Origin of the sequence: Thalassobius vesicularis, assembly GCF_004799325.1 — a bacterium.
Classification (GTDB): Bacteria; Pseudomonadota; Alphaproteobacteria; order Rhodobacterales; family Rhodobacteraceae; genus Thalassobius; species Thalassobius vesicularis.
In genome coordinates this window covers 60,419-85,294 of the sequence record NZ_SSMD01000008.1, presented here as the reverse complement: position 1 = coordinate 85,294, position 24,876 = coordinate 60,419, and the positions used below count along the sequence as shown (strand labels likewise).

Here is a 24,876-nt window from a genome sequence, read left to right as displayed (position 1 = left end):
ATCTCGTTCTCTCTATCCCAGGCAGGACTAGGCGGTTACAAGCTTTACTGTACCGTCTAGTGAGTATAGTAGATAGAAGTTGATTTAGCAGCAAAGCGTAAAGCTGTGCGGATCTACCCCACCAAGCGCCGCTTGGCGGCTTTTTCTAGCGCCGTTTTCAATTCGTCATGAGCTTCGGGTCTGATTCTGCCTGAGTTGTTCTCGGGCGCGGGATTATCCCGCGAACAGGAGGGGTACCGTCATTCTGCCGCGCTTGCGGTCCCGACAAAGGCACCCTCGGCCTCCCAGCGGCGTGCGATCGAGCCAAGCTTGTCCAGCACGCCGCGCAGTTCCGCGCCGCGCTCAGTCAGCCCGTAGGTGACAGCGGGTGGGATGGTCATGGCCTGCTCGCGCCATACAACGCCAGCATGTTCCAGCATTCTCAGCCTCTCGGTCAGGACCCGGGTGGAAATGCCGGGCACCAAACGCTTGAGCGCGCCGAAACGCTGCGGTCCCTGCTCGGACAGAACCCAGAGTATATAGATCGTCCAAGGGCCTGTGATGACACGCAGAAGCGCCTCCATCGGGCATGAGGGGGGCTGGACGCTCTTCATCGTGGATTATCCTCGCGGTTAAAGTAATCTAGTTACTTTTAAGTGCCTACTTTCACGAACGATGCAAGACACCTAAAGGTACTTAGAGCGGAAACTGCGGCTGAACAAGCCCTTGCAAACAGGGAGTGCGGTGATGAGTGACAACGTGGCAAAGTATGTCTACTGGATCGCGACCGGCCTTGTGGCGCTGGTCTATCTGGGTGCGGCGACTTTCTACATCTCATCCCACGATATGGTCGCGGGCATGTATCGCGAGGTGTTGAGCTATCCCACATACATCATCTGGCCGCTCGCGATTTTGAAGATTGTCGGCGCGGTGGTGATTCTCTGGCGCCCTTCGGCGATGCTGGCGGACTGGGCTTACGCGGCGATGTTCTGGCATCTGGTGTTGGCGTTCGGGGCGCATGTGGGCGCGGGCGATCCAGGCTGGCCACCGGCTCTTGCGACCTGGGTGCTCCTGATCGCCTCGTGGATGACAGCCAATCGCGTGCGTGCGGTAAAGTCGGCATATGCGCCGACGTTTCCGACAGAGACGAATTAATCCGATGCGGAGTTGCCACGGCGCTGGCCATCCACCCTCGGGCTTGGGGTTCAAAAGGACGACAGAATGACCGAAAGGCAGCCGACAGTGTTTGTTCCCCATGGAGGCGGCCCTTGCTTCTTCATGGACTGGAACCCGCCTGACACCTGGGACAGGCACCGCAGATTCCTTGAGGCTTTGCCTGCGAGCCTGCCGGCAAAGCCCAAGGCGCTTCTCGTGATCTCAGGCCATTGGGAGGAACGGGTGTTTACCGTGCAGACCAACTCCGCGCCGCCGCTGCTGTTCGACTATCAGGGGTTTCCCCCCCATACTTATCAGCTGACCTGGCCCGCGCTAGGCGATCCTACGCTGGCGGCCCGTGCAAGCGAGCTATTGAATGGCGCGGGTTTTGAAACCCGGGCCGACGCTACGCGTGGCTTCGATCATGGGGTGTTTGTTCCGCTAAAGGTGGCTTTGCCTGAGGCCGACATACCTACCGTCCAACTGAGCCTGCGCGACGATCTCGACGCTGAGGCGCATCTTGCTGCTGGTCGCGCGTTGGCGCCCTTGCGAGACGAAGGTGTTCTGATCATCGGGTCCGGCAACACCTATCACAACATGGGCAAGATGATGCGGGCGATGAGGGGCGGACCCGATGGCCCGGTGAACGGCGGCGACTTTGACCGATGGCTCACGGGTGCGGTGACCCATGAAGACCCCGGGGCGCGCCGCGCCATGCTGGCTGCTTGGGATCGGGCACCCGGCGCACGCGACGCCAATCCGCGCGAGGAACATCTAATTCCATTGCACGTCGTGGCCGGCGCCGCGCTTGCGGATCGGGGGGAAAAGACCCTCGAGGATCACGTATTGGGCGCGGTCGAAAGCGCGTTCAGATTTGGATAGGACCAGATATGTGCTTCGAACTTCCCTTGCGGCAGGGTCCGCGCCCCGAAACCACCGAGTGCGCCCCGCATGAGCAAGTGTCGCAGAACTCCTCGGCCGAGATTCACGCATTGTTCAAGCAGAAGGCCTTCGCCCTGCCCTTCGTCGAGCGTTGCCGATCGGGTATTTCGGTCCCCGGCGCCGAGGCATTAGTCCTGCCGCGGCCGCATGCCTGCGGCCCGCGCGAAGCCTTCATGATCGGACGCGAATTTGCGCATGTGCATCCCGCCTATGACGGTTCGTCGCACATGATGCTGCCGCTGGCGGCGGTTGAGGAACTCATCGCGAAGGGATGGGGCGAACAGCACCCGATGGCCTCGGCCGGATACATCCCGGCCAATGCGATCATGGCCTTTGCTCCACGCGATGAGGCAGAGGTCGATGTGATGATCAAAATCCTGACCACAAGCTGGGGTTTCGCGCGCGGCAAGCTGGCGAATCCCGCCCCCACCCAAATCCACGATTGATCGCAAGCGCGCTTGCAGAAACATCAAGATAAGAGAGATACCATGTCCAACATCCAGAACGGCCCCTTCATCGTGACCGGCGCGTCCGGACAACTTGGCCGGCAGGTGGTCGACCTGCTGGTTCAGGCAGGTGCCGGGCCGGTCATCGCGATCTCGCGCACTCCCGACAAGCTTGCCGATCTGGCGGGAAAAAGAGTCGAGGCGCGCGAGGGCGATTTCAACGACCCGGCTTCTCTTGAAGCAGCCTTCGCGGGCGGCAAGCGTCTCCTCATCATCTCCACCGACGATCTGGAGCCGGGCAAGCGGCTCGCAGCTCATTCCAATGCGATTGCTGCGGCCAAGATGGTAGGTATCGACCACATCGTCTATACCTCCTTCGCAGGCCCGGTCGCGGAAAGTCCGATCGGATTCGCTCAAGACCACGAAGGGACCGAGAAGCTGATCACGGAAAGTGGGGCGGATCATACGATCCTACGCAACAATATGTACACCGACTTTCTGTTGATGGGCGGCCAGCAGAGCGTCGCCATGGGCACGCATTTCTCTGCCGCAGCAGATGGCAAGACCGGATATGTGACACGCGCGGATTGCGCCCGTGCCGCAGCCGCGGCGCTAATGAAAGCTACGGGAAGGGAGACCCTCGATATCACCGGGCCGGAGACGGTCAGCCAGGCCGAGGTCGCGGCGATCTTGTCCGAAATTGCGGGTAAGGAAATCCCCTATGTCGCCCTGCCCGCCGAGGATCTGGTGCAGGCGATGATCGCAAATGGACTGCCGGAGTTCATGGCGAGGGTCTTTGCCTCCTTCGACGAAGCAATCGCGCAGGGCTATCTCGATGTGGCCAGCGGCGATCTCGAATCGCTCACCGGCAAGCCCGGACAGTCGGTGGCCGATTTCCTGGCCGCTAACCGCGCGGCGCTTCTTCAGGCGCCGCAGGAACAATAATGCTGGAAAATGTCATGAGGCTTTACAACGCGAACTTCTCACCGAATGCGCTGCGTGTACGGGCGGTGGCGCACGAACTGGGCGTGGAACTCGAAATCGTCGAGGTCGACATCCGTGCCGGGGACAACCGCGCGGCGGAATTTCTTGCCCGCAATTCAAATGCAAAGGTGCCTGTTTTGGAGGACGGGAATTTCGTGCTCTGGGAGTCCCGGGCGATCTGTGCCTATCTGGCCGGGATCCGGCCCGAGGCAGGGCTCTATCCTGATGGCCTCAAGACGCGGGCCCTCGTCGATCAGTGGGCCTGGTGGCAAGCCATCCACCTAGGCCCGGCGATGCAGAAGTTGTCCTTTGAGCTGTTCCTCAAAGAGAAATTCGGCATGGGCGATCCTGATCCTACTGTGGTCGAAGCGGAACGGAAAGCCACCGATCAGTTCCTTGCCGTTCTGGAAACCGGACTCGACGATAAGGATTGGATTGCAGGCGCACTCAGCCTTGCCGACTTCTATCTGGCGACCACATTCATGTATCGCGACCAAGCGGGGATTTCGCTGGACGAATTCCCCAGAATCGCGGGCTGGATCGGCCGGCTTGAAGCGCGTGACAGCTGGCAGAAGGCCGTAGCACCGCTTCTTGCGCTCTTCGCCTGACATCGCGCTCGCCGCGATGATTGAACGATCTGCATCACGTCCGGCGATCGGCGCGCTATCAGATTTAGACATGAGCAGGAAGCGTCGCATGACAGAAATTAGCCGCAGACAGCCGCGACAACCAACCTGACAAGAGTTCCTCCGGAAGCAATGCGGCGGTTTTGGGATGTAGATGCTGTGTCTCATCCCGATCTTTAGAGTTTTCGCGCGGAGTGTATTCATCAGGTCCGATAACTCAGCATCCGTCGCGCCAATTGAGCACGTGCCGTTCGTCCAAGACAAAGACTGATCTCACGGCCTCCGCGAGCGGGATGCCGAGCACAGTGTAACCGTGCAGGACAGCTATGCGGGTGTCACTGTTCCCTTAATTCTTGGACGCTGATGTATGTGACCGTTCAGAACCGCGGGGTCATGCTGCCCTGAGCAAGGGTGGTGTAGGACTTATGAAGCTCGCAATGTTGCCCGCAATAGGCTGCTTCGGGGCTTCATATTTCGTTCGTTCACTCAAACCGCTGTCGTTCCCAGGAACAAGAAAAAACCAGACCGCCGGAGCGGTCTGGCCGTTGGCTTAGGCGGCGTCTTTGGGGCCCCAAGGGATGACAGCCTGCAGGGACAGATCGTCCTGGTTTGCGGCCTTGCCGAGGTTGGCGTTGAAGCCGTGGTCGCGGATGGTCAGCGTGTAGTAGTCGGCGCCGGTCTCCTTGTTCTGCTTCTTCCAGATGCCGCCGCACTCGACCAGCTTGCCGCGCGGGGAGCGGCCGAGGACGCGGTGCGTGGGGGCCATCGGGTTCGTGCTCGCGACGGGTTCGACCGTGATGTCGAGGTCGAAGGTCAGGGTCGAGATGGAGCCGACGCCCTTGGCGGTTTCGATGTCGGTGCTGGTGAATTTAATGCAGTTCGTGGTCATTGCTCTTCTCCTTGTTTGCATTGCAATGATGGTCACCTTGCAGCTGGCCAAGGCCCGGCCACACCGAAGGCGAAGCGTAGCGGAGAGGGGCAGGCGCCGGTCTTTTTGGCGCGCGAGGAATGACCCGTAGGGTCAGGGGAAAAAGATCGGCGACAACCTTTGTGGACGGGACGACAGCTGCGACCAGCATGTCATGCAGAGCAACACATCGGGAGAAGTGCGGTGGCCGCGAAGGACACCCAGGTGAACAGCCGATGAAACTGCCGGGGGCGGTGTCCTTTCTGCCCTCTCACCCCGAGCCGCAGCCGGACGGGTTCGCGCTTTGCCGAGCCTTGCCTAACGTGGCGCGACCGCTTGCCCGTGGTAAGTTGGTCGAGTGAGGTGCCATCTGGCTGAGCGATTTCAAGCAGACCGCCGTGGCATCTGCACCGGGCGCGGGTCATCCCGATTTCGGACCAACCCTCTTCGGCATCCCAATAGTTTGCGATTTTTTACATCGCGTCCAACACCGACCCTCTGCCAGCTTTGGCCAGAGCGATCCGGCGGTTGTCGAAACTCCTTTGCGGTCAATGATGGCAGAACAGCATGTCCGGCAAAGCGAGGACTAACACCGGCTGACACGGGAAAAACGAGACTATTGAAGCGACCCGCCCCGCCCCAGCGACCGTTACCGAATGGCCGAGATGAAGCGTTGCCACGACCATGCGACGGCTGGTCGGGCTGGCTCCGGAGGAGACGGCACGGCCAGCGGTACGTCGCAGGGAGAGGCAGCGTTTCAGCTCGGGGAGGGCGGCTGCATGCAGCCGACCGAGTAGGGCGCGGTCCTGACCAAAGGGCAGGATGATTTATGGACAACAAGCACCCACGAATTCCGTTCGCCGATTTGATGAAACTAACCCCGACTCGGAATGTAACAGATACGACCTTTGGCCTTCTTCAGCCATCCGAGTTGTCGTGCGCGTAGCTGCCATATCGCGTAGGACGCCCGTAATGCGGGCCAATGAGCCGAAAGGTCTCGATTGGCGACTCGTGATCGATGGTGTTCTCTGGAAGAGGCTATTCCGCACAGGCATCGGGAAGGATTCCTGCAACCGAGAGCAGTAGGAAGCTGCCATGAACCCGCTCATATTGCCACTGACCTACTCTCACCACGTTAATTAAACCCGCTTATCTTAGCCTACCCACTATTTAAGCGAAGCCCGTATTGCTTAAATAAAAGAGGGGCATCATAGTGAGCTATGACCGATTCAGACCCCAACCAACGCCTTGGCCGCTTTGTCGAAACCCCCGTTGCAGGAGAGACGGTCCGCGCCTTCGTACCACCTCCCCTGCCTCCAGTCCCAACAATCGACGTACTGGGGCTTCTCGACCGACTCAGCCTCGCGGAGCGCGCCTTAGGGCGGCTGGATGGCATCACGATGCTTCTGCCGCGCCAGGAACTGTTCCTCTATATGTATGTCCGCAAGGAGGCCGTACTTTCCTCACAGATCGAAGGAACGCAATCGACGCTGACAGACCTGCTGCGTTTCGAGACCGAAGCACAGGCGGGCCAGCCAATCGATGACAGGGAGTGGACAAAACATGGGGGTCATCTTCGTCGTTGCGGCCCGTGCTAAGGTGAGTTCTTTGCGTGTGGGGCTGCCATGGACGTACGGATTACAATCGAAACTACCTTCGACAACGGGGAGAAGCGCACTCATCAGCTTGACGGCATTTCACGACCCTACCGGGTGACCTGTCCAGACGGGATCGGGTTGCGCCTCGAGGATGGGAAGAGGGTTGTCGAACAGATTCAGCGGGCAATTCTTTGCGATCAGGTTGAGGAAATCATCCGAGAAAGCCGCGTATGCCCGGATTGCGCCTCGGTTCGTGCCATTCATGACTATCGCACGCGCGATCTCGACACGCTCTTTGGGCGGGTTCGGGTCAAAGCCGCGCGCTTGCGCCGCTGTTCGTGTGATGCCAGGTCAGCGGCGATGCCCGGCGGACCTATTTCTCCGCTGGCCTATTTCTTTCCTGACCGGGCTACCCCGGAGCTGCAGCGGCTCCATGCGGAACTCGGGTCCCGGCATTCCTTTCGCGAAGCCGCGCGGCTGATGAAAAGCTTCCTCCCCTGCCATCCGCCCCATCACACCACGGTGCGTGACCGGTTGGGAAGAGTAGCCGCGGGGCTCGAGAAAAGTCGAAGGGCATCAGGCGATCCCGCTGAAGCACTTCCCAAAGGGGGTTTGACGGTTTTTCTGGACGGTGCGCATATCCGCTGTCGACCGGAGTATCAGCAGCGACACCTGGATCTTGTGGTCGGTAAGATTGAAAGTCGCAATATGTGCCGACGATTTGGCTTGGTCGCCAATGCGACGGCATCGCCAGGCAGCCGGATGCGAGAAGAGCTGTCAGACTTTGGATGGAAGCCGGGCCGTCTGTTGACGGTAATCTCTGATGGCGAGCTTGCTCTCCCGAACCTCATACGGAATGCCATGGGTGGCGACGGCCAGGTGAAGCATATCCTCGACTGGTGGCACATCTCGATGCGTATTCGACATGTCGAGGCCGCCGTTCAGGGTCTGGTCCAGATACCGGGATTCACTGGAATTCCGGTGCTGTTCCAGCGCCCCGCGAAAAGCCTTCGCTGGTGGCTGTGGCATGGCAGAGCACGGGTCGCGGAAACTTATCTGAAAGGGCTCATGCACGATTGCACCCGCCTTGCGGAAGAACCTTTGGCTGTCCGCACCGCTGCCGCTCGTGTGCAGGCCCGATGCGGGACACTGTACACCTATCTCGCGAACAACATGGAATCCCTTGTCGACTATGGCCGACGGTACCGTAACGGGCTGCCCATCTCGTCATCTCGTGCCGAAGGATCAGTCGATGACATTGCCAATGCCCGCATGGGAAAGCGCAGAAGGATGCGGTGGTCGCCCAAAGGGGCTCACCGAGTAGCCGTCACAAGGGCCGCAGTTCTCGATGGTCGGCTGACCGTCGCAAACAGAAAACGCGCCGCATGACCCCCATGTTTTGTCCACTCCCTAAGACAGGAGTGCGGTTGCGCCGAAGACATGATCCGTGAAGCCGCCGGTGTCGGCGTATTGCTCTTTGATCTTCTTCCCAACCTCGTTCATCAGCAGGCCGTCCAGAATGTATGGGGCCTCGTTTACGGTCGCAGGGATATTCTGTGTAGCAAACGGGCCGAACTGGTCGGAGACATGGGTGTAGGCCTTCAAGCCGGGCTCCTGCCCATACTTTGCGTTGATGAGGTTCATCGCCTCGCCATGCTGAGTTGTCGGAAAGAACTGACCGTCGCTGGATGCGGTCATGCCGCCGCCCCAGAATTGCGCCATCGGCAAATTGGCCTGCGCTTCGATCACCTTGGCGAGCGCCCTGTTGATAGCATCGCTTTCAACATGCCACCGGGACAAGCGCGAGAGTTGGAAGTAGTCATGTGAACTGGTCGCCTCGGCCATCTTGCTGAGGCCAAGGTTCAATCCCTCGGCCAGCAGCACGTTTAACAGCCCGATGCGATCCTTGCAGGGAACGCCGGTGCGCAGATGCGTGAAGGCTTCGGTGAAGCCGATATCGTCATCAACTTCCTGCAGCAGATCGGTGATCCGAACGGCAGGCAGGCGGCCATAGAGATCAAGCACCATGCCATCAGCATCCGCCGGGATTGCTGCCGTCAAACGATCAACCTTGAGAACGCCGTTCTCGATTGATCCGCCGGGAATCGCGCCAGCTCTGGCAGCCTTGGACAAACGCTTCATACCTTCTGCCAGTCTTGCCTTGCGATCATCAAGCCAGATCTCAGGTTCGAATGGCATCGTCAGGCGAGGGCACGCCTTGGCTGTTTCTATCGGTACCAAGGCCTGTTTCAGATCAGCGTAACGCCGGGAATGGGGCAGCCAGATGTCGCCGGATCGGAAGGCTTCACGCACCTGGAACATCACGGCGACCTCCCAAAGACGGTTGTCACCCGGGTCCTGAGCATTGAGGTGTCGATGCCATTTCGAGGTTCGGCGCAAGAAGCCAACCTGGCGGGGTGCGTCAGTTTGATCCTGGGCGATGACTTTGGTTGCCTGCATCAAAGGCACCGCCACCGGGGCGGCGCAGATATCGAGCGCCCGCAGCATTCTTGGGGTATAGCGCCGGAATCGGTGATATCCATGAACGACATGAGACAGGGCGTCAGCCGCCATCGTGTCGGTCAACTCGGCCGCGGTTGTCACCATACGTTCGAGGTGAGACCAGCCACACGCAACTTCGACGGCGGCATCAAGGGACACGCCATCTGCCTTTGCCTCCAGCAGGGCAGCACCGAGATCCTTGAAAGAACGTAATGTCTCACGCAGCGAAGATCTGGCATCCGCGATGCGCGCGTCGGATAGCCTTTTCGCATCCCGCCAGGTCTTGCCGACGATCCTGTCGTGGGTTTCGATCACGGCATCGGCGACGGCCGCCTTCCATTCCACCATACAGACAGCAAGGATCGCCAGGCGCCGGTCACCCGTGATGTCGCGCAACCCATCGGCAAAGTAGCGCTCGCCCTGGCGGCGCAGGCGGGTGATCCGATGTGGTGGTACGTCGGCCAGAATGTCCGGTGAGAGGTCCAATTCTTGCAAAAATTCCAACCGATCCAGAAGTCGCGATGCTCCAGCCGAGTTGCTGCCCGCCTCGAAACGGCGAAGCCAGATGAACCGGGTGACATTGCCATCCACGATCTCGGTCAACAGCGCGTCCAGGCGTTCTTTTGTTCCATCGTCGATCCTGTTGGTGATCCGGCTTTCGGTCTGGCGCTCAGCCGACACCAGAGCATCTGCGCACAACCGTTCGATGACAGAGATGCCGGGCAGGATCACCTGCGACCGGCGGCACACTTCGACAAATCGGCGCGCCAGGTCTTCGTTGGATCGGGCAGTTTCAGCCTCGTTCTCAAGCCAGGCCTTGAGACTCCGCGCGCCTTGGCCCGAGAACATCTTGAAGCCATAGATCTGGCGAAGGGCGTGCAGGTGCTGCTGACGGGTTTGCCGGCGTGCGGCATAGAGTAAGACATCGTCTCCGGTCAAACCCAACTGGGCTGCGATGAAGCGCAAGACCTTTTGCGGGATGACTTCGCCAGATGACAACAGCCGCCCAGGATACCGCAACGCACAGAGTTGCAAAGCAAAGCCGATCTTGTTCTCCGGTCGCCGCCGTTCGTTGATGTGTTGGAGATCGTCGTCCGCTAGAGTGTAGTGCCGCAACATTAAGGTCTCGTCAGTCGGCAGGTCGAAAAGCGCCGCACGCTGGCGCTCGGTCAGTATGGACCGTCTTGGCATGTTGGTTTGTCCTTGTTAATCAGATGTCTGTTCGGGACACATCTCGCACCAGCAAAATCAAAGGCTTGCAAGACCAATCTCTGAGGGGGTTCAACTGGGACAGCGCGCAGCCATCTATGCTAGGGCTTCCACTGCCGATCAGTCGTGTGACAGACAGGTAATGGAACTGACAGCTTTTGCTGAACGCGGCGGATACCAGGTGATAGGCGTCTTCAAAGAAACGGCCTCGGGTGCCGCCGCCAATCGTGTCGCCCGGAACCGAATTCTCGATCTGGCTCAGGCACGGCAGATAGATGCCATCCTTGTCAGCGAGTTGTCCCGGTGGGGCCGCTCCACTCAGGACCTATTGGACACGTTGAACAAGCTGGCTGGCTGGAAGGTTTTGGTCGTCGCCATGAGTGGCATGACATTCGAGTTGGACACGCCGCATGGCCGAATGATGGCGACCATGCTGGCAGGAATTGCCCAGTTCGAACGCGATCTGCTCAGCGAACGCGTCAAATCCAGTCTTGCCGCGGCCCGGGCGCGCGGCAAGAAGCTCGGGCGCCAACCCGGACAAAGGCCGAAATCCGACAAACTTGCACCAAAGGTCGTTCAAGCCGTTGCAGAAGGTCGTTCATACCGTTGGATTGCACGTGATCTTGGCATCAGCAAAAATACTGTGCTCGACATAATGAAACGACACAGGGAAAACTCTTAGGGTGTCATTCTGCCCCCAGCCGGAACAGACCCCCAGTAGCACCCGTCACGTGGCAGAAGGCGCGCCGTCGAGACATCCTGGTAAGGGGCTGCCAGGGCCACAACCTGCTCGGGGACGGGATCGGGGGCCGAGTCTTCGGTGCCGACGACAGCGGTGCATCCGCCCAGAAGGGCCGACAATGCCAAGCTATTGATGAATTTTCGTCCCAAATCCGGTCCTTTCGCGTAGTGGCTTCGCCAGCGTCTCTCGGGCGCCTCGAATTTCGTACTCAACTGTGTGCGCCGACGTAGTCCTCAGGCGGATGCAGATACGCCGTCACCCCGGTTTCGACCAGCGGGTAGAGCGCAATGGCATGGGCATTGACCATCCGCACGCAGCCCGAACTCGCGCGGCCCCCGATAGAGCGGGGCTGGGGCGAGCCGTGAATGCGCAGATAGGTGTCGCGATCGCCCACGTAGAGATACAGGGCACGCGCGCCGAGCGGATTGTCAGGACCCGGCTCCATTCCGTCTTCGACATCTGCGTACAGTTCCGGATCCCGTTCGATCATCGAGCGCGTCGGGGTCCAGTGCGGCCAGCGCACCTTGCGCCGGATCGTGTAGGTGCCGGGTTCGTAGAGATTGCCGCGTGCGATGGCCACGCCATAGCGCATGGCCGTCCCGCCCTCCTCGATGTGATAAAGGTAGCGCGCGATGGCATCGACGTGAATGTTCCCCGGAACAAGGCCTGCCCGCGCCTCGACCCGTTGCGGAAGAAATCGCGGATCGAGCCCCCAGGGATTGGATATCTCAAGGTTGAAGAAGGGCGGCGTGACCTCGGCATCCCATGCGCTTTTCTGCGCCTCGCTCGGCCAGCTATCCGCCAGAAGCGGCCCCGAGATGGGCGGCGAAAATAGGGCGGTTGCGGTGATGATGAAATGGCGGCGCGTCAGGCCCGTCTTTCCGGCCGCGTTCATTGTTCCGGTTCTCGCGCATCGGTGACGAGCGTTTGCAACTGCTCGGCATCCACGACACCGGGCACAAGGGCGTCGCCGATCACGAAGGATGGTGTGCCCGTGATGCCGAGGACCTGCGCCAGGCGCATCGAAGTTTCGATATGTGCGTCGATCTCCGGCGCTTCCATGTCGCGGCGCAATTGCGCGACGTCCAGGCCGATGTCTTCCGCGATCCGAAGGACGGACGACTCCTCGGCGCGGCCGCTCATGCCCATCAGCGCCCAATGGAAGTCTTCGTAAAGCCCCTGTTCGCGCGCGGCCAGCGCGGCACGGGCAGCAAACACCGACCCTTCGCCGAGGATCGGCCATTCACGATAGACAAGGCGAACATCCGGATCGGCGGCCAGCAGGGCCTCGATCTCGGGCTTGGCACGACGGCAATAGGGACAATTGTAGTCGAAGAACTCCACCACCGTGACATCGCCCTCCGGATTGCCCAGGACCGGCGCATTGGGGTCGCGTTCCAGCGTGTCACGTTCGCGGGAGAGGACCTCGGCTTGCGACGCCGCCTGTGCCTCGGCCTGCCGGGCTTCGAGGATCGCGACGGCCTCCATGACGATCTCGGGGTTTTCGCGGATCGTCTCAAGCACCAGCTCGCGCACCCTGTCCTCCGAGATGTCCTGCGCCGCTGCCTGCAAGGGCAGCGCAAGGAAAAGCGCCATCGCCATCATTGAAATGTAATTCTTCATGTCAATTTCCTCCGTTTGCCAGATCGGCGGCCGTGCGTTCGGCCTGCGCGGCGCGTTCGCGCTCGGGCCAGGTTGATTGGATGTAGGCGAGGATGTTCCAGATCTCGCGATCCGTCAGGACGTCGCCGAAACCGGGCATGCCGCTGTCGAATTCCACGCCTTGCCGGGCCAGGGCCTCGCGTCCGCCGAGTTTCGTGTATTCAAACAGCATCCGGTCGGGATGGTGCCATGTGTGCCCGGTTTCATCGTGAGGCGGCGCGGGCAGACGCCCATCCGCATCGGGGGTTCGCCAGTCCGGCTGTCCTTCGAGGTTGGCGCCGTGACAGGCGGCGCAGTTCTGGGCATAAAGCGCTTCGCCCTGCGCGATATCCACCGTCGCCGGCATCACCGGCACGGCAGGGTCTATGGCGGCCTGCGGCGCGTCACGCAGCGCCAACCACGCCCCGGCCCCCGCAAGGCCAAGCGCCACGGGCGCGGCGATCATCACCCAGGCCTTCATGTCAAGCGCACCCATGTCATCATGCCGCTTTCCGCATGGCTGAGCATGTGGCAGTGAAACAGCCAGTCGCCCGGATTGTCGGCGACGAAGCCGATCTCGCGCGTCTCTTGTGCGGCCACGAGGAGCGTGTCGCGCATCGGGCCTGCGGGTCTGCCGTCGCGGATTTCGCGGAAATGCATCCCGTGCAGATGCATGGCGTGGGGAAAGACGGTTTCGTTGACGATCTCCAGCCGCACCCGCTCGCCAAGGGAAAGATCGGCCAGCGGGGCCTGCGTCATCTCTGCCATGTCGTTGAAGGCCCAGAACCGCCCCCGCGCCGCGAGGTCGCGAAAGCCCAGGCGCTCTCCGCCCAGCACGGCACTATTCATTCGCCCCATGGCGCCGCCCGACATCACCAGCCGCAAAGGACGGGCATCGGCCAGCGACCCGAGGCCGCTGACGGAATTGGGCGGCAACGCCGCGGGTGCCGCTCGCGGGGTCCGCGCGGCGCTGGCCGAGACGGGGAATGCCACCTGAGAGGCCGGGCGGTCGTCATTGCCGAGCCGCACGAGATGGGCTGTCTCGCCCGCCTCGGCCGTCACATCGACGATCAGGTCCGCGCGCTGCGCCGGGGCGAGGACGAGCACGCCCTCCAGCGGCTCGGGGGTGGCAAGCGGCATGCCGTCGAGCGCGACCGTCCAGCCCCGCAACCCTGCGAGCTGCAATGGAAAGATCCGCGCGTTCGATACGTTGATGAGCCGCAGACGCAGACGCGTGTGCCGCTCTACCGGGATTGCAGGATCGAATTGACCGTTCGTGGTGATCAGGTTTCCGATCCGGCCGCCATGGCTCATGCGCATGGGATTGTCGAAACTCTCGTCAATCAGCGCCGTTTCGGGGTCGAGCAGCCAGTCGTCGAGTACGAGGGTCTCCTCGCGATCCACCTGCGGCGGCTCGGCCTCTTCCACGATCAGCGGCCCATGCAGGCCGCGGGCGACCTGCACCCAGGACCGGTTATGCGCGTGGTACCAGTAGGTTCCGGCATCGGGCGCCACGAAATCATAGTCGAAAGCCTGACCCGGCGCGACGGCCTCTTGCGTCAGGCCGGAGACACCGTCCATCGCGTTGTCGATGCGGATGCCGTGCCAATGGATGGAGGTCGGCTCCGGCAGGTTGTTGACCAGCCGCCGCTGCACCCGTTCGCCCCGGCGCACCCGGATGGCCGGGCCGGGCGCGCGGCCCTCATACCCCCAGATGGATGTCGCCGGATAACCGTCGGGGGCAAGCTGGACCGTGGCTTCGCGCGCTGTCAGGATCGCGGGCGCATGAGAGGCGGCAAGCACCTGCCGACCGCTCATCACCATGCCCAGAGTGGCGGCGGTCTGTCCGATAAAGGCGCGTCGTGTCAGCATGGCCAATACCTCCTCAACAGTGTCGAGGCGGGCGAGAGTCTCGCCCACCCCCTTGTCGTTTGAGCGTCAGGAGTCGTGGCCCATCCGGAAATCGCCAACCATGCCGGCCTCGCGGTGACCGGGCACGTTGCAGGCGAATCCGATCTCGCCACCTTCGGGGAAGGTCCAGATGACTTCGCCCGTATCGCCCGGCTCCAGCAGGACGCTGTTGGCATCGTCATGCATCATCCCGGCTTCCATCATGCGGTCATGATTGATGCTGCGCATCGTCATCATGCCTTCCCGCATCATGGTGCGCATTTCGCCGCGATGCCCGTTCCACGTTTCGCTGGTGCCGATGTTGAACTCGTGCACGGCGCGCCCGACATTCACGACTTCGAAGCGGATCGTCTCGCCGGGTGCGACCTCGATGCTTTCGGGGCTGTATTTCATCTCGTCCATTTCGATGGTGATGGTGCGGTCGACCTGTGCGGCGTCGCCGGGTTCTCCGATACCGCTGCCGTGCCCTGCATCGGCCAGGGCCACGGAAGCGGTGAGGCTGGCCACGAGCGCCGTGCCGGTCAGAAGTGTCTTGATCATGTCTTGGTCTCTCATGTCTGGGTGTCTTTCAGGGAATGCTGTCGTGACAAGGCCCAGGCGCGCGGGGGTGGAAGATCCACGGGCGCATTTCTCCCGCCTATTGCTGTTTTCGCGAGCGGCTGACGCACGGCCCGGAAACCGTGTGCCCCGAATAAGGGTCGGGTCATCAAAATGGCGGCCGGGGAACAGGACGGGTCGGGATGGCAAGATCCGTCGTGCGTGTCCTCATGCGCAGCGTGCCCGGCCGTCGCGACACCGCCGTCCGAGACCTTGACGATTTGTGAATGCGCATCCCACGTGCCGGCAAGGCCGGGTGTCGGCGCGGCGAGGGCCACGAGCGCGATCATCAGTATTGCGACAAGACCGCCGAGCGCGGCTTGCAAGGACAGAGCTCGCATCAATTGATTCCGTTCTCGCGCTGCACCTCGCGGATGTAGCGGGTGATATACTGAACGTCGGCGCGGGTCAGACCCTCGATCGGGGGCATGTTGCCGAAGGGCCAGTGATGGGCGCGCACGCCGTTCCGAACCGCCATCTGAAAGGCTTCGTTCGAATGATGGCTCGGCTCATAGGTGCGGTGGATCAGCGGCGGCGCGACACCGTTCTGACCGGCCGCGTTGGCCCCGTGACACGCCGCACACACGGCTTCGAAGGCGCGTTGACCGATCGCCGCCTCGGGCGACAACTGTTCGGGAAGCCGAACTTCGACGATGGGCGCGCCCTCGGCCAGGTCGTTCAGGGCTGTTGGCTCCGGGTGAACCATCGTCCCTGCCGGTGGCTCGGCCGGTTGCGTGAGTTCCCAGATCGCCACGCCAAGCCCGGCGACAAACACACCGCCGATGAGAAGCCCGAGCTTGTTCATGTTTGCCCTTTTCTTGCCTTTGATCTGCTCCACTCCACCCAGGCGCCGGCCAAGGCACTGTGGGTTCAGACCGCTCGAAACTTGAGGATTTTTTTTACCGGCTCTCAGCCACGTTGCAATCCGTTAGCCCCGTGTTTTTTGTAACCGAATGTATCCTTGACCTTCACCCGGAAAAGGCACCTAACGTGCGGCCGGTAGAGTGTTGCGGAGGATGTGATGTCCTGGAACCCAAGGAACTTTTTATCGAATGGTGCCGGAATGAAGCTTGGCATGCTGGCCTGTTGTGCCGTGATGCTCGTCCCGCTTGGCGTCTACATTGTCGCGGGCGGAACGCTCGGCGGGCTTGCGGGCAACCTCGGCCTTCTGGCCCCGCTGGCGCTGTGCCTCGGGGCGCATGTCGTGATGCATCGGATGATGGGCAGATCCTGCCACGACAACACCGCAAATCCCCGGGAGAAGACCCCGGACGAGAACCCCGAACAAGGCCCGGCGGTTGTCCCGGTCCATGCCCCGCGCTGATTGCACGGTAATGATCCACGGCGCGCGCCCGAAACTGGCGCTGGTTGGCCTTCTTGCACTGGCCGGTTGCGGAGCGGGAGTGCGGCAGTGCCTGAATACCGACGCCACGCTGTCAACGCGCGGCGCGGCGTTCACGCTTCCGGATGGATGCCGCGCGATCCGGACCGGCCCGGACGGTGTCGTCACCCTCGCTTGCGATGATGGGCGGGTCGGCTATGGATTCGACGCCCTCGCCATCGGATCGCAGGAATTGCCATGACATCCAGGCGTTCGACACTTGCCTTTCTCGGCGTCGCTGCGGGCGTTGTTGTCGGCTTTCAGGCGCTTCCTTCCCTGTTGGATCGTTTCTCGGGTCTGCCTGAGTTTGAGCCTTTGGCGAATCCAGAAGGCTTCCGGAGGATAACGGGCGGAAGTTCCTCGTCCGGCGCATTCGACCCATTTGTCGGCCTTGAAGCCCAAGACGACGGGTTGAGAGCGGAAACCATCGCGGCCGTAGAAGCCGATCTTTGCAATGCGCTTTACGCGGATGTGGCAGAAGATCCGTCGACCGTACCGATCGCGTCGTTTTCGGACTATTACTGCCCCTACTGTCGCGTGCAGATGCGGCGCTTGGCAGATATTGCCGAACAGCTTGATAGCGGCGTTGCGATTTCCTGGCACGAGCTACCGCTTCTCGGCGAAGGCTCTGACCGTGCGGCGAGAGCGGCTTTGGCAGCAAAACGCCAGGGTGCTTATCTCGCATTTCAGCAAGCTCTGTGGACGACGCCGTTTCAGCCGACACGCGACTATCTTCTGCGATTGTCCGAGACCGTCGGAATTGATGGTGAGCGCCTGATAAATGACATGCAAAGCCAGGATGTCGCCGAAGACCTCATGGTCAGCAAGGCGCTTTCCCGGATATTCGGCTTCATCGGCACGCCGGCCATGGTGGTTGGCGGCACTGTCATCCAAGGCGAAATCACGGACGCCGTGTTGCGCAGCGTGATCGCTATCGAACTCGACGACGGCTGGCAAAGGATATGCTGAACAGATCGAGCAGACAGTGTGCCGCGACGATCGCATTGAGCGTCTTGTCTCTTGTCGCCTCGTCGGTGGCAATTCTGGCTGCGACATCGGAACGAGCGGCGACACCGGCGGTCAGCGCGCAGCTCATCACGGCCGAAAACGGCATCGCGCCCGGCGCGGGGACGGTTTCGGCGGGGCTGGCGCTGGCGCTTGGCGAGGGCTGGAAAACCTATTGGCGCACACCCGGCGAGGTGGGCTTCCCACCCGAAATCGACTGGACCGGGTCGCGCAACGTGGCCGAGGTCGAATTTCAATGGCCCGCGCCCGAGCGGTTCACTGCCTTCGGCATCGAGAATTACGGCTATCACGGCGAGGTCGTCTTTCCGCTGCGCATCGCGCTGGAACAGCCGGGCCAGCCTGCCCATCTCTCCGCCTCGGTGACGCTGCTGACCTGCTCCGATGTTTGCGTGCCGCAGGATTTCAGCCTGTCGCTGGACCTGCCCCAAGGCACGTCGATCGACCCGGACAGCGCGGCGCGCATCGCCGATTACGCGGGTCGCGTCCCGGTTGGGGCGGAAGACGGGGGCATTCGGTCCGCCACCGCGCATGTCGATGCCGACGTAACCGCGCTGACCGTGACGCTGCGGCGCTCCTCGCCCTTCGAGGCGCCGGATGTGTTCCCGGAACTGGGCGAAGGTGCCTCTCTCGGAACCCCTGACATCAGGCTGGGTGAGGATGGCGATCTGCTCTGGGCGCGCCTGCCCATCATATCGCCGCCCGCCGATCCAACGGCCGCGATATCGCTCACCGCGACCGACACCGATGGCTGGGCCGTGACCGTGACGCCGGACAGGGTCGCGACCGCGCCGCCCCCGCCCTACACCGAAGCCCGCACCACCGCGCCGCTTTCCAGCATGGTCTGGATCGCCCTGACGGCCTTCCTGGGCGGGGTGATCCTGAACGTCATGCCCTGCGTACTGCCGGTGCTGTCGATAAAGCTGTCCTCTGCCATGAAGCTGGAAGGTGCCGGTCGCGCGCGCGTGCGATGGGGCTTCCTCGCCTCGGCCGCGGGGGTCATGGCCTTCATGTGGGGCCTCGCCGCAGTCCTTTTCGCGCTGCGGCAGGCGGGGGTCACCGTTGGCTGGGGCCTGCAATTCCAGAACCCGGTCTTCCTTGCGCTGATGGTGGCCATCCTCGCCATCTTCGCGGCGAACCTCGCGGGCGCCTTCGAGATCAGCCTGCCTCCAAGCCTGCAGACCCGGCTTGCGCGGGCCGGCGGCGCCGGGGGGCATGTTGGCGATTTCCTGACCGGTGCCTTCGCCGCGGTGCTGGCCACGCCCTGCTCCGCACCCTTTCTCGGGACCGCGATTGCCTTCGCGCTGGCCGGGCGCGGCGTGGATATCGCGCTGGTCTTCACCTTCCTCGGGCTGGGGCTCGCCGCCCCCTACCTGCTGGTCGCGGCCCGCCCCGGTCTGGTCCGTCACCTCCCCAGGCCGGGGCGGTGGATGATCGCGCTTCGGGTGATGCTGGGCCTTTTGCTGGCCGTCACCGCGGCTTGGCTGGTCTGGGTGCTGCGGGGCGTGGCCGGCACGACCACGATGCTCGCGGTCCTCGGGATGACCGCCGGTCTCGTGATGCTGCTGTCGTTGTCGAGGCTGCGGTGCACAGTTCGTGCCGGGCTCGCGCTGCCCCTCGTGGGGATCATACTCTTCGCGGCGGGAGATCTGGCCGACACATCAACGCCCCGCGCGCTTTCGTCTCAGGTGACCGAGTGGGTGCGCTTCGACAGGGCCGAGATCGCCCGCCGTGTCTCGAGGGGCGAGGTCGTGTTCGTGGACGTCACGGCCGATTGGTGCCTGACGTGCAAGGCAAACAAGGCGCTCGTGCTGGACCGCGAACCGGTTGTCTCGGCGCTTGCGGCCGAGGGCGTCACCCCCATGCAAGCCGACTGGACGCGGCCCGATCCGGCGATTTCGCGCTATCTGGAAAGCTTCGACCGTTACGGTATTCCGTTCAATGCGGTCTATGGTCCGGCCGCCCCGGACGGCATCGTCCTGCCGGAACTGCTGACCCCGGACGTGGTCATGGCGGCGCTCGACGATGCCGTTGGGGAAGAACGGGACATCGCCGGCCAGCCTTGAACGCACGTGCCTCACCTGTTTCGGGGTGCGGCAGGCGCTGCTTTTCGTGGCAATGGTTTCGACCATTCCCGCCGCGGCGGGAACGGCCGAGTGCCGGCCTCACTTTTCCAGCGCCTTTCGCCGCCGGTCGAACTCTTCCTCGTCGATCTCGCCCGAAGCGAAGCGTTCGCGCAGGATGTCCACCGCATCGCGCTTTCCGCGATTTCCGCCGCCCTGATTGTCGGTGAACCATTTCACGGCAAAAACAATCAGGGCGATGACGACACCCCAGAACAGGATCATCATCAGCCCGCCGAACATGCCGTACCCGCCATCCCACATCATGTGACCATATCCTCCTTGCCAGTTTTCCCCGGGGTCCGCGGCGGCCAGTGTCGGCGCCGCAAGCCCGATGGTTGTCCAGATTGCCGTTCGTCTCATTTCAGGTCTCCTTCTGCTTCGTCTGGTCGTTGTTTTGTGTGTCCTCCGCCAGCGGGATGAAGATCGATGCCCTCAGACCGCCTTCGGCCCGATTTTCAAGCCGGATGTCGCCCCCGTGTCCGCGCACGATCGCCCGCGCTATGGCAAGGCCCAGCCCATGCCCCCCGGTTTCGAGCGAACGGGACGCTTCCAGCCGGTGAAACGGCGCGAAGACCTCATCGAGCTCTTCCTCGGGTATGCCGGGGCCATCATCGGTGATCTCGATCACCAGATCGTCGCCCGCGCGGTGCCAGCCGACCGTGGCGCTGCCACCATATCGGGTGGCGTTCTCGACCAGGTTGCGAACGGCCCTGCGCAGGGCGAGCGGGCGAATGCGCACCGTCATCGGCGGGCCGCCGGTCAGCACGAACGGCGTGGCCTTGTCACCCGCCAGGGTTTCGAGCCAGTCGGGCAGGTCGACGAGCTCCGAGGCTTCGCGCCCGGCCAGCCCCTCGGCGAAGTCGAGCGTGGCCTCGGCCATGGCCTGCATCTCGTCGATGGACGCGATCAGGCTCTCGCGGGTCTGCTCGTCTTCGACGAGTTCTGCATCGAACCGCATCGCCGTGAGCGGCGAGCGCAGATCATGGCTGACCGCGGCGAGAATGCGGGTGCGGTCCGCGACAAATCGCGTCAGCCGATCCTGCATGCGATTGAACGCGCGGGTTAGGTCGCGCACCTCGTCGGGGCCGGCGACAGGCAGCGGCTCACGCACGTCGCCGCGCCCCAGGTCCTCGGCGGCGCGCGACAGATCGCGGAGCGGCCCGGTCAGACGGGTCATCACGAACCAGAACGCCGCGACGAGGATCAACCCGGCCGTCAGCCCGAAGGCGAGAAAGGACGATAGCGGCCATTGCAATGGCGGGCGTTCGAACCGAGTGGCGACGTTCAGCCACTGACCGCCGGAGAGCGCGATGGACAAAGTCATCTCGACCGCCTGCATTCGGCCGCGCATCATGTCCTGATGCATCTCGGCCATTTGCGGGGATAGATTCGGGATCGGATGAAGAGGGAGGGTGGTTTCCCTCAGGTTGACCCTGATGTCGCGACTGAAGCTGTCGCCAAGCAAGGCCCGGACCCGCGTTTCGATGTAGTCTGCGTGATGATGGTCGGGCACGGTCACGCTTGGCGCGGGCGCAAGACCGAACCGCACGAGCGGTGAGTTCGCCGCCCGCACGATGGACGCGGACAGATCGGGCGGCGCTTCTTCCAGCAGCCGCACGACATTGGCGGCTCGCCCCGCCGCCTCGAAACCCAGGGCGGCGCGGACGGCAAGGCTGCGCTCGTCCGCGAAGAGCCACAGGCTCACCACCTGCGCTAGGCCCAGGGCCCCGAGGATGAGAAGCACGAGTTGCGCGCGCAGGCTGCCTATCCGCGGCCGGGTCATTCGACCACCTCGACATCGGCGTTCAGACTGTAGCCCTGGCTTCGCACGGTGGTGATGAGCGTCGGGCGCAACGGGTCCATCTCGATCTTGCGCCGCAGCCGGCTGATCTGGTTGTCGATCGTACGATCGAGCGGCCCCGCCGCGCGCCCGGCCGTGAGGTCGAGAAGCTGCTCGCGGCTCAGAACCGTGCGCGGACGCGCCAGAAGGACCGTCAACAGCCGGAAATCCGCCGTCGTCAGTTGCACGCGATTGCCGTCCCGGTCGGTCAGCATGTGCGCGTCGGTATCGAGCGTCAGTCCGCCGAACCGCAGGATGCGCCCCGAAAGCGGCCCGGCCTCGCGTCTCTCCTCGGGCGCGCGGCGCAGGACCGCCTTGATCCGTGCCAACAGCTCGCGGGGGTTGAACGGTTTCGGCAGATAGTCGTCCGCGCCGATCTCGAGGCCCACGATCCGGTCCTGATCCTGCCCGAGGGCCGTGAGCATGATGATCGGAAGCCGTTTCTCGGCCGACAGGCGCTTGCAGATCGAAAGCCCGTCCTCGCCCGGCATCATGACGTCGAGCACCATCAGGTCGAAGTGACCTTTCGCGAGCTTTTCGTCCATCTCCCGGGCATCCTTGGCCGCCGTCGCCCGCATGCCATTGCGTTCCAGAAATCGCGTGACCGAGTCCCGGATCTGGCGGTGATCGTCGACGACGAGGATATGCGGCAAACTGTTCATACTTCTCATTTGGCAGTGTGGCGGCGCGCGGTCAGCACCGGGATTGTAACGCTTTGTATCAGCTACGCGCATTGCGACGAACGGATACAAGATCGGGAATGACACGGCCTTGGCGGTCCTTCATGTCTTCCCATGTCGGTGAGGCGTTTCACACGAGAAAGGATACAGACATGAAAACCACAGCGAAACTCGCGGCAGCGACCGCCATCTTTATGGCTCTGGGCGGTGCAGCCTTGGCCGCAGGCAATCACGGGCATGGTGGCCAGGGTGCTCCGGGAGCGCAGGGTCCGGCCGCCGGAAATCATGACATGATGCAGATGATGATGCGGATGCATGGGCAAATGATGCAGGGCGGCATGGGCATGATGGGCTCCGGTGGGCCCATGGGCGGCATGGGCCAGGGCATGATGGGCGGCGGCGCGTCGCTGATGGGCATGGGCCTGGAGCGGTTCGACGCCGATGGCGATGGCACGGTGACGCCCGAAGAAGCCCACGAAGGATTGCAAGCCCTGCTGGCGGAATACGATGCCGATGGCGACGAAACCCTGTCGCTCGCCGAATTCGAGACGCTCCACAGCGCGCTCATCCGCGAAACCATGGTGGACCGCTTCCAGTTCCTCGACGACGATGGCGACGGCGCGGTGTCGGTGGCAGAAATCGTCAAGCCTGCCGACATGATGGAGCGCATGCAGACGATGCGCGACGGCATGATGCCCGGACCGAATGGTGGCATGCAGCGCGACGGCGGCATGATGGGGACACCCGGCCAGGGCCGCATGGGCAACAACTGAGCCCGCCTTTCCGCCACCCCTCGCCCGGTCCCGCAGACTGCGGGGCCGGGCCTTGACCACGAAAGGACAGACAGAATGGCATACACTCATGACCGCCTGCTGGCAAATACCGGCATTGACGACGCAGAGACCCGCGTGCGCGCGGCGCTGGCCGACGCTGGTTTCGGCGTTCTGACCGAGATCGACGTCAAGGCGACGATGAAGAAGAAGATCGACAAGGACATGGCGGGCTACAAGATCCTTGGCGCCTGCAATCCGAACATGGCCTGGCAGGCCATCGGGCTGGAGCCGCGGATCGGCGCGATGCTGCCCTGCAACGTGATCCTGCGCAGCGTCGAGGGCGGCACCGAGGTGAGCGCCATCGACCCGGTTGCCTCCATGTCGGCCGTGGAAAACCCCGACCTGCACGCGGTCGCCGGTCAGGTCCGCGACATGCTCGTGCGCGCTGTGGATGCGGCCTGAAGGAGACAACCGATGACAACGGCACACGGTCGGCGCCTCTTCATTCTTGGGCTGGCGGCAGCGCCTGTCACCCTCATCACGTCTCCCCTGACCGCACAGGCCCGGACAATCTGGTCGGCGGACGAGGCCTATGACGCCCTTCTGGCAGACAGCGCGCGCGTCGTCGATGTGAGGTCGCGCGAGGAGTGGCTGGAAACCGGCGTCGGGGCCGGGGTCTGGCCGATCAGCATGCACGAGGACCGATTTCCGGATCGCCTCTTTGCGGCGAAGGCGCTGGCCGGATCCCGAGACGTCGGCCTGATCTGCGCGACCGGGGGGCGTTCGGCGTCCCTGCTCCGTGCGCTCCGGCAGGCTCGCTACGATGGCTACGTGGACATCTCCGAGGGAATGCTGGGATCTCGCCGGGGTCCCGGCTGGCTTGCTGCCGGTCTGCCCGTGGTTCCGCTGGACGCAGCGCTTGCCTCGATGCCGGAGGACCTTGCCTGACGTGCCCGAAGAGAGCGCCTCAAAGAGAAATAACTACCTGTCTCTCGGCAAGGGCACGGTCCTTGTCGTCGGAGCCATCCTTGGCCTGGGCCTCCTCGGCTGGGCCGCAGGGTGGTGGTCGTTCGACCTGGACCGCGCCGCGGTCGAGGCATGGGTCGCGCGCGCGGGTCCTTGGGGGCCGCTCGCGATCGTCGCCCTCATGACGGCTGCGGTCGTTGCCAGCCCCATTCCAAGCGCGCCTGTCGCGCTGGCCTCGGGGGCCGCTTTTGGCCACTATGCGGGCACCGTCTATGTCGCCGTGGGGGCCGAGACCGGCGCGCTCGTCGCCTTCCTCATCGCCCGCGGGCTGGGGCGCGGGACGGTCGAGCGACTTCTCGGCGACAAGGCGGATCACGGCCTGTTGGGGTCGCAGAACGCGCTGACGCTCACGGTTTTCGCAAGCCGCCTTCTGCCCTTCGTGTCTTTCGACGCGATGAGCTATGCCGCGGGGGTCAGCCGGTTGCAGTTCTGGCGCTTCGCCCTGGCCACGATGGCCGGCATTTTGCCCGCGAGCTTCGTGCTCGCGCATTTCGGCAGCGCGGCGATGGCGGGCACCTTCGGCGGCGCGGAATGGATCGCGCTCGGACTGGGGCTGGTGACGGGGCTTCCCCTCCTGCTGCTTGCGCTTCGGCGCGGAGCGGCTTCGCGAAAAGACAGCCCCAGGAAAGATACCGCAGCGGCCGAAGGGTCATGAGCTCCGACGACAAGAAAAACAGCCCCAGCCTGCCCGACGCCGTGGCGCTGGGAGCCGTCGTGAGCTTCGGTGCATCGCGGCTTGACTCTCCCGCCACTGGAAACCCGACAATGATGATCAAAACCTGAAAAGA

Annotated in this window: 29 protein-coding genes and 1 pseudogene; 17 read left to right on the top strand and 13 right to left on the bottom strand. The window is 62.9% G+C overall.

The features are described from left to right. Nucleotides 1-239: 239 nt before the first annotated feature. Nucleotides 240-563 carry a winged helix-turn-helix transcriptional regulator gene (locus E7681_RS15325; protein ID WP_036051547.1) on the bottom strand — a complete coding sequence of 108 codons (324 nt, stop codon included), beginning with the start codon at nt 561-563 and terminating at the stop codon, nt 240-242. Between the two features lie 163 nt (nt 564-726). On the opposite strand from E7681_RS15325, the gene E7681_RS15320 reads away from it, so the two are divergent. The 5 genes from E7681_RS15320 to E7681_RS15300 all read left to right on the top strand — a co-directional run bounded on the left by E7681_RS15320 (nt 727) and on the right by E7681_RS15300 (nt 4,114). Next, nucleotides 727-1,134 carry a DoxX family protein gene (locus tag E7681_RS15320; RefSeq protein ID WP_043753122.1) on the top strand — a complete coding sequence of 136 codons (408 nt, stop codon included), beginning with the start codon at nt 727-729 and terminating at the stop codon, nt 1,132-1,134. Nucleotides 1,135-1,200: 66 nt separating this feature from the next. Continuing rightward, nucleotides 1,201-2,016 (top strand): DODA-type extradiol aromatic ring-opening family dioxygenase, encoded by an 816-nt coding sequence (locus tag E7681_RS15315; RefSeq protein WP_136340168.1) that lies wholly within the window; start codon nt 1,201-1,203, stop codon nt 2,014-2,016. An 8-nt stretch (nt 2,017-2,024) separates the two neighbouring features. Then, nucleotides 2,025-2,522, top strand: a complete 498-nt coding sequence (locus E7681_RS15310) for a luciferase domain-containing protein (protein WP_036051542.1) — start codon at nt 2,025-2,027, stop codon at nt 2,520-2,522. Between the two features lie 42 nt (nt 2,523-2,564). Then, a complete protein-coding gene (locus E7681_RS15305) occupies nt 2,565-3,467 on the top strand; it encodes an SDR family oxidoreductase (protein ID WP_027264291.1) in 903 nt (300 codons plus the stop codon). Next, on the top strand, nt 3,467-4,114 hold the full coding sequence (locus E7681_RS15300) for a glutathione S-transferase family protein (protein WP_051372683.1): 648 nt from the start codon (nt 3,467-3,469) through the stop codon (nt 4,112-4,114). Before E7681_RS15305 ends, E7681_RS15300 begins: the two co-directional genes overlap by 1 nt. A gap of 568 nt (nt 4,115-4,682) precedes the next feature. Here E7681_RS15300 and E7681_RS15295 read toward each other — a convergent pair. Beyond that, complete coding sequence (locus E7681_RS15295) at nt 4,683-5,021, bottom strand: DUF736 domain-containing protein (protein ID WP_065331505.1); 339 nt, start codon at nt 5,019-5,021, stop codon at nt 4,683-4,685. 1,238 nt (nt 5,022-6,259) lie between these two features. On the opposite strand from E7681_RS15295, the gene E7681_RS15285 reads away from it, so the two are divergent. Next, nucleotides 6,260-6,637, top strand: a complete 378-nt coding sequence (locus tag E7681_RS15285) for a Fic/DOC family N-terminal domain-containing protein (RefSeq protein ID WP_246032504.1) — start codon at nt 6,260-6,262, stop codon at nt 6,635-6,637. A 27-nt stretch (nt 6,638-6,664) separates the two neighbouring features. Continuing rightward, nucleotides 6,665-8,026 (top strand): ISKra4 family transposase, encoded by a 1,362-nt coding sequence (locus tag E7681_RS15280; RefSeq protein ID WP_040182552.1) that lies wholly within the window; start codon nt 6,665-6,667, stop codon nt 8,024-8,026. A gap of 27 nt (nt 8,027-8,053) precedes the next feature. Here E7681_RS15280 and E7681_RS15275 read toward each other — a convergent pair. Then, nucleotides 8,054-10,330: pseudogene (locus tag E7681_RS15275) on the bottom strand (Tn3 family transposase); the annotation flags it as partial. A gap of 40 nt (nt 10,331-10,370) precedes the next feature. Between E7681_RS15275 and E7681_RS15270 the strand changes: the two are divergent. Then, nucleotides 10,371-11,030 carry a recombinase family protein gene (locus E7681_RS15270; protein WP_342777068.1) on the top strand — a complete coding sequence of 220 codons (660 nt, stop codon included), beginning with the start codon at nt 10,371-10,373 and terminating at the stop codon, nt 11,028-11,030. 268 nt (nt 11,031-11,298) lie between these two features. Here the strand turns inward: E7681_RS15270 and E7681_RS15260 are convergent, their stop codons facing one another. The 7 genes from E7681_RS15260 to E7681_RS15230 all read right to left on the bottom strand — a co-directional run bounded on the left by E7681_RS15260 (nt 11,299) and on the right by E7681_RS15230 (nt 16,044). Then, nucleotides 11,299-11,985 (bottom strand): L,D-transpeptidase, encoded by a 687-nt coding sequence (locus E7681_RS15260; RefSeq protein WP_136340166.1) that lies wholly within the window; start codon nt 11,983-11,985, stop codon nt 11,299-11,301. Continuing rightward, nucleotides 11,982-12,713 carry a DsbA family protein gene (locus E7681_RS15255; RefSeq protein WP_136340165.1) on the bottom strand — a complete coding sequence of 244 codons (732 nt, stop codon included), beginning with the start codon at nt 12,711-12,713 and terminating at the stop codon, nt 11,982-11,984. The genes E7681_RS15260 and E7681_RS15255 overlap by 4 nt, the downstream gene beginning before the upstream one ends. A 1-nt stretch (nt 12,714) precedes the next feature. After that, nucleotides 12,715-13,098: a c-type cytochrome gene (locus tag E7681_RS15250; protein WP_233253382.1), complete on the bottom strand. Its 384-nt coding sequence runs from the start codon at nt 13,096-13,098 to the stop codon at nt 12,715-12,717. A gap of 110 nt (nt 13,099-13,208) precedes the next feature. Next, on the bottom strand, nt 13,209-14,603 hold the full coding sequence (locus tag E7681_RS15245; RefSeq protein WP_136340163.1) for a multicopper oxidase family protein: 1,395 nt from the start codon (nt 14,601-14,603) through the stop codon (nt 13,209-13,211). A 66-nt stretch (nt 14,604-14,669) separates the two neighbouring features. Next, nucleotides 14,670-15,182, bottom strand: a complete 513-nt coding sequence (locus E7681_RS15240) for a cupredoxin domain-containing protein (protein ID WP_136340162.1) — start codon at nt 15,180-15,182, stop codon at nt 14,670-14,672. A gap of 11 nt (nt 15,183-15,193) precedes the next feature. Then, entirely contained in the window at nt 15,194-15,529 is a 336-nt protein-coding gene (locus E7681_RS15235) for a hypothetical protein (protein ID WP_136340161.1), read from the bottom strand. Nucleotides 15,530-15,579: 50 nt separating this feature from the next. Then, on the bottom strand, nt 15,580-16,044 hold the full coding sequence (locus tag E7681_RS15230) for a c-type cytochrome (RefSeq protein WP_136340216.1): 465 nt from the start codon (nt 16,042-16,044) through the stop codon (nt 15,580-15,582). Nucleotides 16,045-16,302: 258 nt separating this feature from the next. On the opposite strand from E7681_RS15230, the gene E7681_RS15225 reads away from it, so the two are divergent. From E7681_RS15225 to E7681_RS15210, 4 genes are read left to right on the top strand one after another with little or no spacing between them, the layout of a single operon-like run. Next, the gene (locus E7681_RS15225; RefSeq protein ID WP_233253376.1) at nt 16,303-16,563 is read left to right on the top strand and encodes a DUF2933 domain-containing protein; all 261 of its coding nucleotides are present in this window, start codon (nt 16,303-16,305) and stop codon (nt 16,561-16,563) included. 10 nt (nt 16,564-16,573) lie between these two features. Beyond that, nucleotides 16,574-16,822, top strand: a complete 249-nt coding sequence (locus tag E7681_RS15220; RefSeq protein WP_136340159.1) for a hypothetical protein — start codon at nt 16,574-16,576, stop codon at nt 16,820-16,822. Beyond that, entirely contained in the window at nt 16,819-17,589 is a 771-nt protein-coding gene (locus tag E7681_RS15215; protein ID WP_136340158.1) for a DsbA family protein, read from the top strand. Before E7681_RS15220 ends, E7681_RS15215 begins: the two co-directional genes overlap by 4 nt. Then, the gene (locus tag E7681_RS15210) at nt 17,583-19,709 is read left to right on the top strand and encodes a protein-disulfide reductase DsbD family protein (protein WP_136340157.1); all 2,127 of its coding nucleotides are present in this window, start codon (nt 17,583-17,585) and stop codon (nt 19,707-19,709) included. The genes E7681_RS15215 and E7681_RS15210 overlap by 7 nt, the downstream gene beginning before the upstream one ends. 99 nt (nt 19,710-19,808) lie before the next feature. Here E7681_RS15210 and E7681_RS15205 read toward each other — a convergent pair whose 3' ends face one another. Genes E7681_RS15205 through E7681_RS15195 form a run of 3 tightly spaced genes read right to left on the bottom strand, consistent with a single transcriptional unit; the run spans nt 19,809 to nt 22,271 of the window. Next, complete coding sequence (locus E7681_RS15205; protein WP_234163378.1) at nt 19,809-20,129, bottom strand: SHOCT domain-containing protein; 321 nt, start codon at nt 20,127-20,129, stop codon at nt 19,809-19,811. 1 nt (nt 20,130) lies between these two features. Next, the gene (locus E7681_RS15200) at nt 20,131-21,552 is read right to left on the bottom strand and encodes an ATP-binding protein (protein ID WP_136340156.1); all 1,422 of its coding nucleotides are present in this window, start codon (nt 21,550-21,552) and stop codon (nt 20,131-20,133) included. Beyond that, the gene (locus E7681_RS15195) at nt 21,549-22,271 is read right to left on the bottom strand and encodes a response regulator (protein WP_136340155.1); all 723 of its coding nucleotides are present in this window, start codon (nt 22,269-22,271) and stop codon (nt 21,549-21,551) included. The genes E7681_RS15200 and E7681_RS15195 overlap by 4 nt, the downstream gene beginning before the upstream one ends. Before the next feature lie 170 nt (nt 22,272-22,441). Here E7681_RS15195 and E7681_RS15190 point away from each other — a divergent pair, with 170 nt between their 5' ends. From E7681_RS15190 to E7681_RS19325, 5 genes are all read left to right on the top strand, one after another. Continuing rightward, nucleotides 22,442-23,062 carry an EF-hand domain-containing protein gene (locus tag E7681_RS15190; RefSeq protein ID WP_136340154.1) on the top strand — a complete coding sequence of 207 codons (621 nt, stop codon included), beginning with the start codon at nt 22,442-22,444 and terminating at the stop codon, nt 23,060-23,062. 75 nt (nt 23,063-23,137) lie between these two features. Continuing rightward, the gene (locus E7681_RS15185; protein WP_136340153.1) at nt 23,138-23,524 is read left to right on the top strand and encodes a DUF302 domain-containing protein; all 387 of its coding nucleotides are present in this window, start codon (nt 23,138-23,140) and stop codon (nt 23,522-23,524) included. A 12-nt stretch (nt 23,525-23,536) separates the two neighbouring features. After that, a complete protein-coding gene (locus E7681_RS15180) occupies nt 23,537-24,010 on the top strand; it encodes a rhodanese-like domain-containing protein (protein ID WP_136340152.1) in 474 nt (157 codons plus the stop codon). 37 nt (nt 24,011-24,047) lie between these two features. Further along, a complete protein-coding gene (locus E7681_RS15175) occupies nt 24,048-24,743 on the top strand; it encodes a TVP38/TMEM64 family protein (protein ID WP_136340214.1) in 696 nt (231 codons plus the stop codon). After that, entirely contained in the window at nt 24,740-24,871 is a 132-nt protein-coding gene (locus E7681_RS19325; RefSeq protein WP_275671525.1) for a hypothetical protein, read from the top strand. The genes E7681_RS15175 and E7681_RS19325 overlap by 4 nt, the downstream gene beginning before the upstream one ends. Nucleotides 24,872-24,876: the final 5 nt, after the last annotated feature.

What these genes read in the sequence shown, in the direction of transcription:
- E7681_RS15305 (WP_027264291.1), top strand. Translation starts at nt 2,565, where the DNA reads ATGTCCAACATCCAGAACGGCCCCTTCATCGTGACCGGCGCGTCCGGA.
- E7681_RS15185 (WP_136340153.1), top strand. Translation starts at nt 23,138, where the DNA reads ATGGCATACACTCATGACCGCCTGCTGGCAAATACCGGCATTGACGAC.
- E7681_RS15250 (WP_233253382.1), bottom strand. Translation starts at nt 13,098, where the DNA reads ATGCCGGCGACGGTGGATATCGCGCAGGGCGAAGCGCTTTATGCCCAG.
- E7681_RS15200 (WP_136340156.1), bottom strand. Translation starts at nt 21,552, where the DNA reads ATGACCCGGCCGCGGATAGGCAGCCTGCGCGCGCAACTCGTGCTTCTC.
- E7681_RS15195 (WP_136340155.1), bottom strand. Translation starts at nt 22,271, where the DNA reads ATGAACAGTTTGCCGCATATCCTCGTCGTCGACGATCACCGCCAGATC.
- E7681_RS15255 (WP_136340165.1), bottom strand. Translation starts at nt 12,713, where the DNA reads ATGAAGAATTACATTTCAATGATGGCGATGGCGCTTTTCCTTGCGCTG.
- E7681_RS15320 (WP_043753122.1), top strand. Translation starts at nt 727, where the DNA reads ATGAGTGACAACGTGGCAAAGTATGTCTACTGGATCGCGACCGGCCTT.
- E7681_RS15235 (WP_136340161.1), bottom strand. Translation starts at nt 15,529, where the DNA reads ATGATCGCGCTCGTGGCCCTCGCCGCGCCGACACCCGGCCTTGCCGGC.
- E7681_RS15310 (WP_036051542.1), top strand. Translation starts at nt 2,025, where the DNA reads ATGTGCTTCGAACTTCCCTTGCGGCAGGGTCCGCGCCCCGAAACCACC.
- E7681_RS15180 (WP_136340152.1), top strand. Translation starts at nt 23,537, where the DNA reads ATGACAACGGCACACGGTCGGCGCCTCTTCATTCTTGGGCTGGCGGCA.
- E7681_RS15230 (WP_136340216.1), bottom strand. Translation starts at nt 16,044, where the DNA reads ATGAACAAGCTCGGGCTTCTCATCGGCGGTGTGTTTGTCGCCGGGCTT.
- E7681_RS15280 (WP_040182552.1), top strand. Translation starts at nt 6,665, where the DNA reads ATGGACGTACGGATTACAATCGAAACTACCTTCGACAACGGGGAGAAG.
- E7681_RS15295 (WP_065331505.1), bottom strand. Translation starts at nt 5,021, where the DNA reads ATGACCACGAACTGCATTAAATTCACCAGCACCGACATCGAAACCGCC.
- E7681_RS15190 (WP_136340154.1), top strand. Translation starts at nt 22,442, where the DNA reads ATGAAAACCACAGCGAAACTCGCGGCAGCGACCGCCATCTTTATGGCT.
- E7681_RS15205 (WP_234163378.1), bottom strand. Translation starts at nt 20,129, where the DNA reads ATGAGACGAACGGCAATCTGGACAACCATCGGGCTTGCGGCGCCGACA.
- E7681_RS19325 (WP_275671525.1), top strand. Translation starts at nt 24,740, where the DNA reads ATGAGCTCCGACGACAAGAAAAACAGCCCCAGCCTGCCCGACGCCGTG.
- E7681_RS15300 (WP_051372683.1), top strand. Translation starts at nt 3,467, where the DNA reads ATGCTGGAAAATGTCATGAGGCTTTACAACGCGAACTTCTCACCGAAT.
- E7681_RS15220 (WP_136340159.1), top strand. Translation starts at nt 16,574, where the DNA reads ATGATCCACGGCGCGCGCCCGAAACTGGCGCTGGTTGGCCTTCTTGCA.
- E7681_RS15285 (WP_246032504.1), top strand. Translation starts at nt 6,260, where the DNA reads ATGACCGATTCAGACCCCAACCAACGCCTTGGCCGCTTTGTCGAAACC.
- E7681_RS15315 (WP_136340168.1), top strand. Translation starts at nt 1,201, where the DNA reads ATGACCGAAAGGCAGCCGACAGTGTTTGTTCCCCATGGAGGCGGCCCT.
- E7681_RS15245 (WP_136340163.1), bottom strand. Translation starts at nt 14,603, where the DNA reads ATGCTGACACGACGCGCCTTTATCGGACAGACCGCCGCCACTCTGGGC.
- E7681_RS15240 (WP_136340162.1), bottom strand. Translation starts at nt 15,182, where the DNA reads ATGATCAAGACACTTCTGACCGGCACGGCGCTCGTGGCCAGCCTCACC.
- E7681_RS15260 (WP_136340166.1), bottom strand. Translation starts at nt 11,985, where the DNA reads ATGAACGCGGCCGGAAAGACGGGCCTGACGCGCCGCCATTTCATCATC.
- E7681_RS15225 (WP_233253376.1), top strand. Translation starts at nt 16,303, where the DNA reads ATGAAGCTTGGCATGCTGGCCTGTTGTGCCGTGATGCTCGTCCCGCTT.
- E7681_RS15215 (WP_136340158.1), top strand. Translation starts at nt 16,819, where the DNA reads ATGACATCCAGGCGTTCGACACTTGCCTTTCTCGGCGTCGCTGCGGGC.
- E7681_RS15210 (WP_136340157.1), top strand. Translation starts at nt 17,583, where the DNA reads ATGCTGAACAGATCGAGCAGACAGTGTGCCGCGACGATCGCATTGAGC.
- E7681_RS15325 (WP_036051547.1), bottom strand. Translation starts at nt 563, where the DNA reads ATGGAGGCGCTTCTGCGTGTCATCACAGGCCCTTGGACGATCTATATA.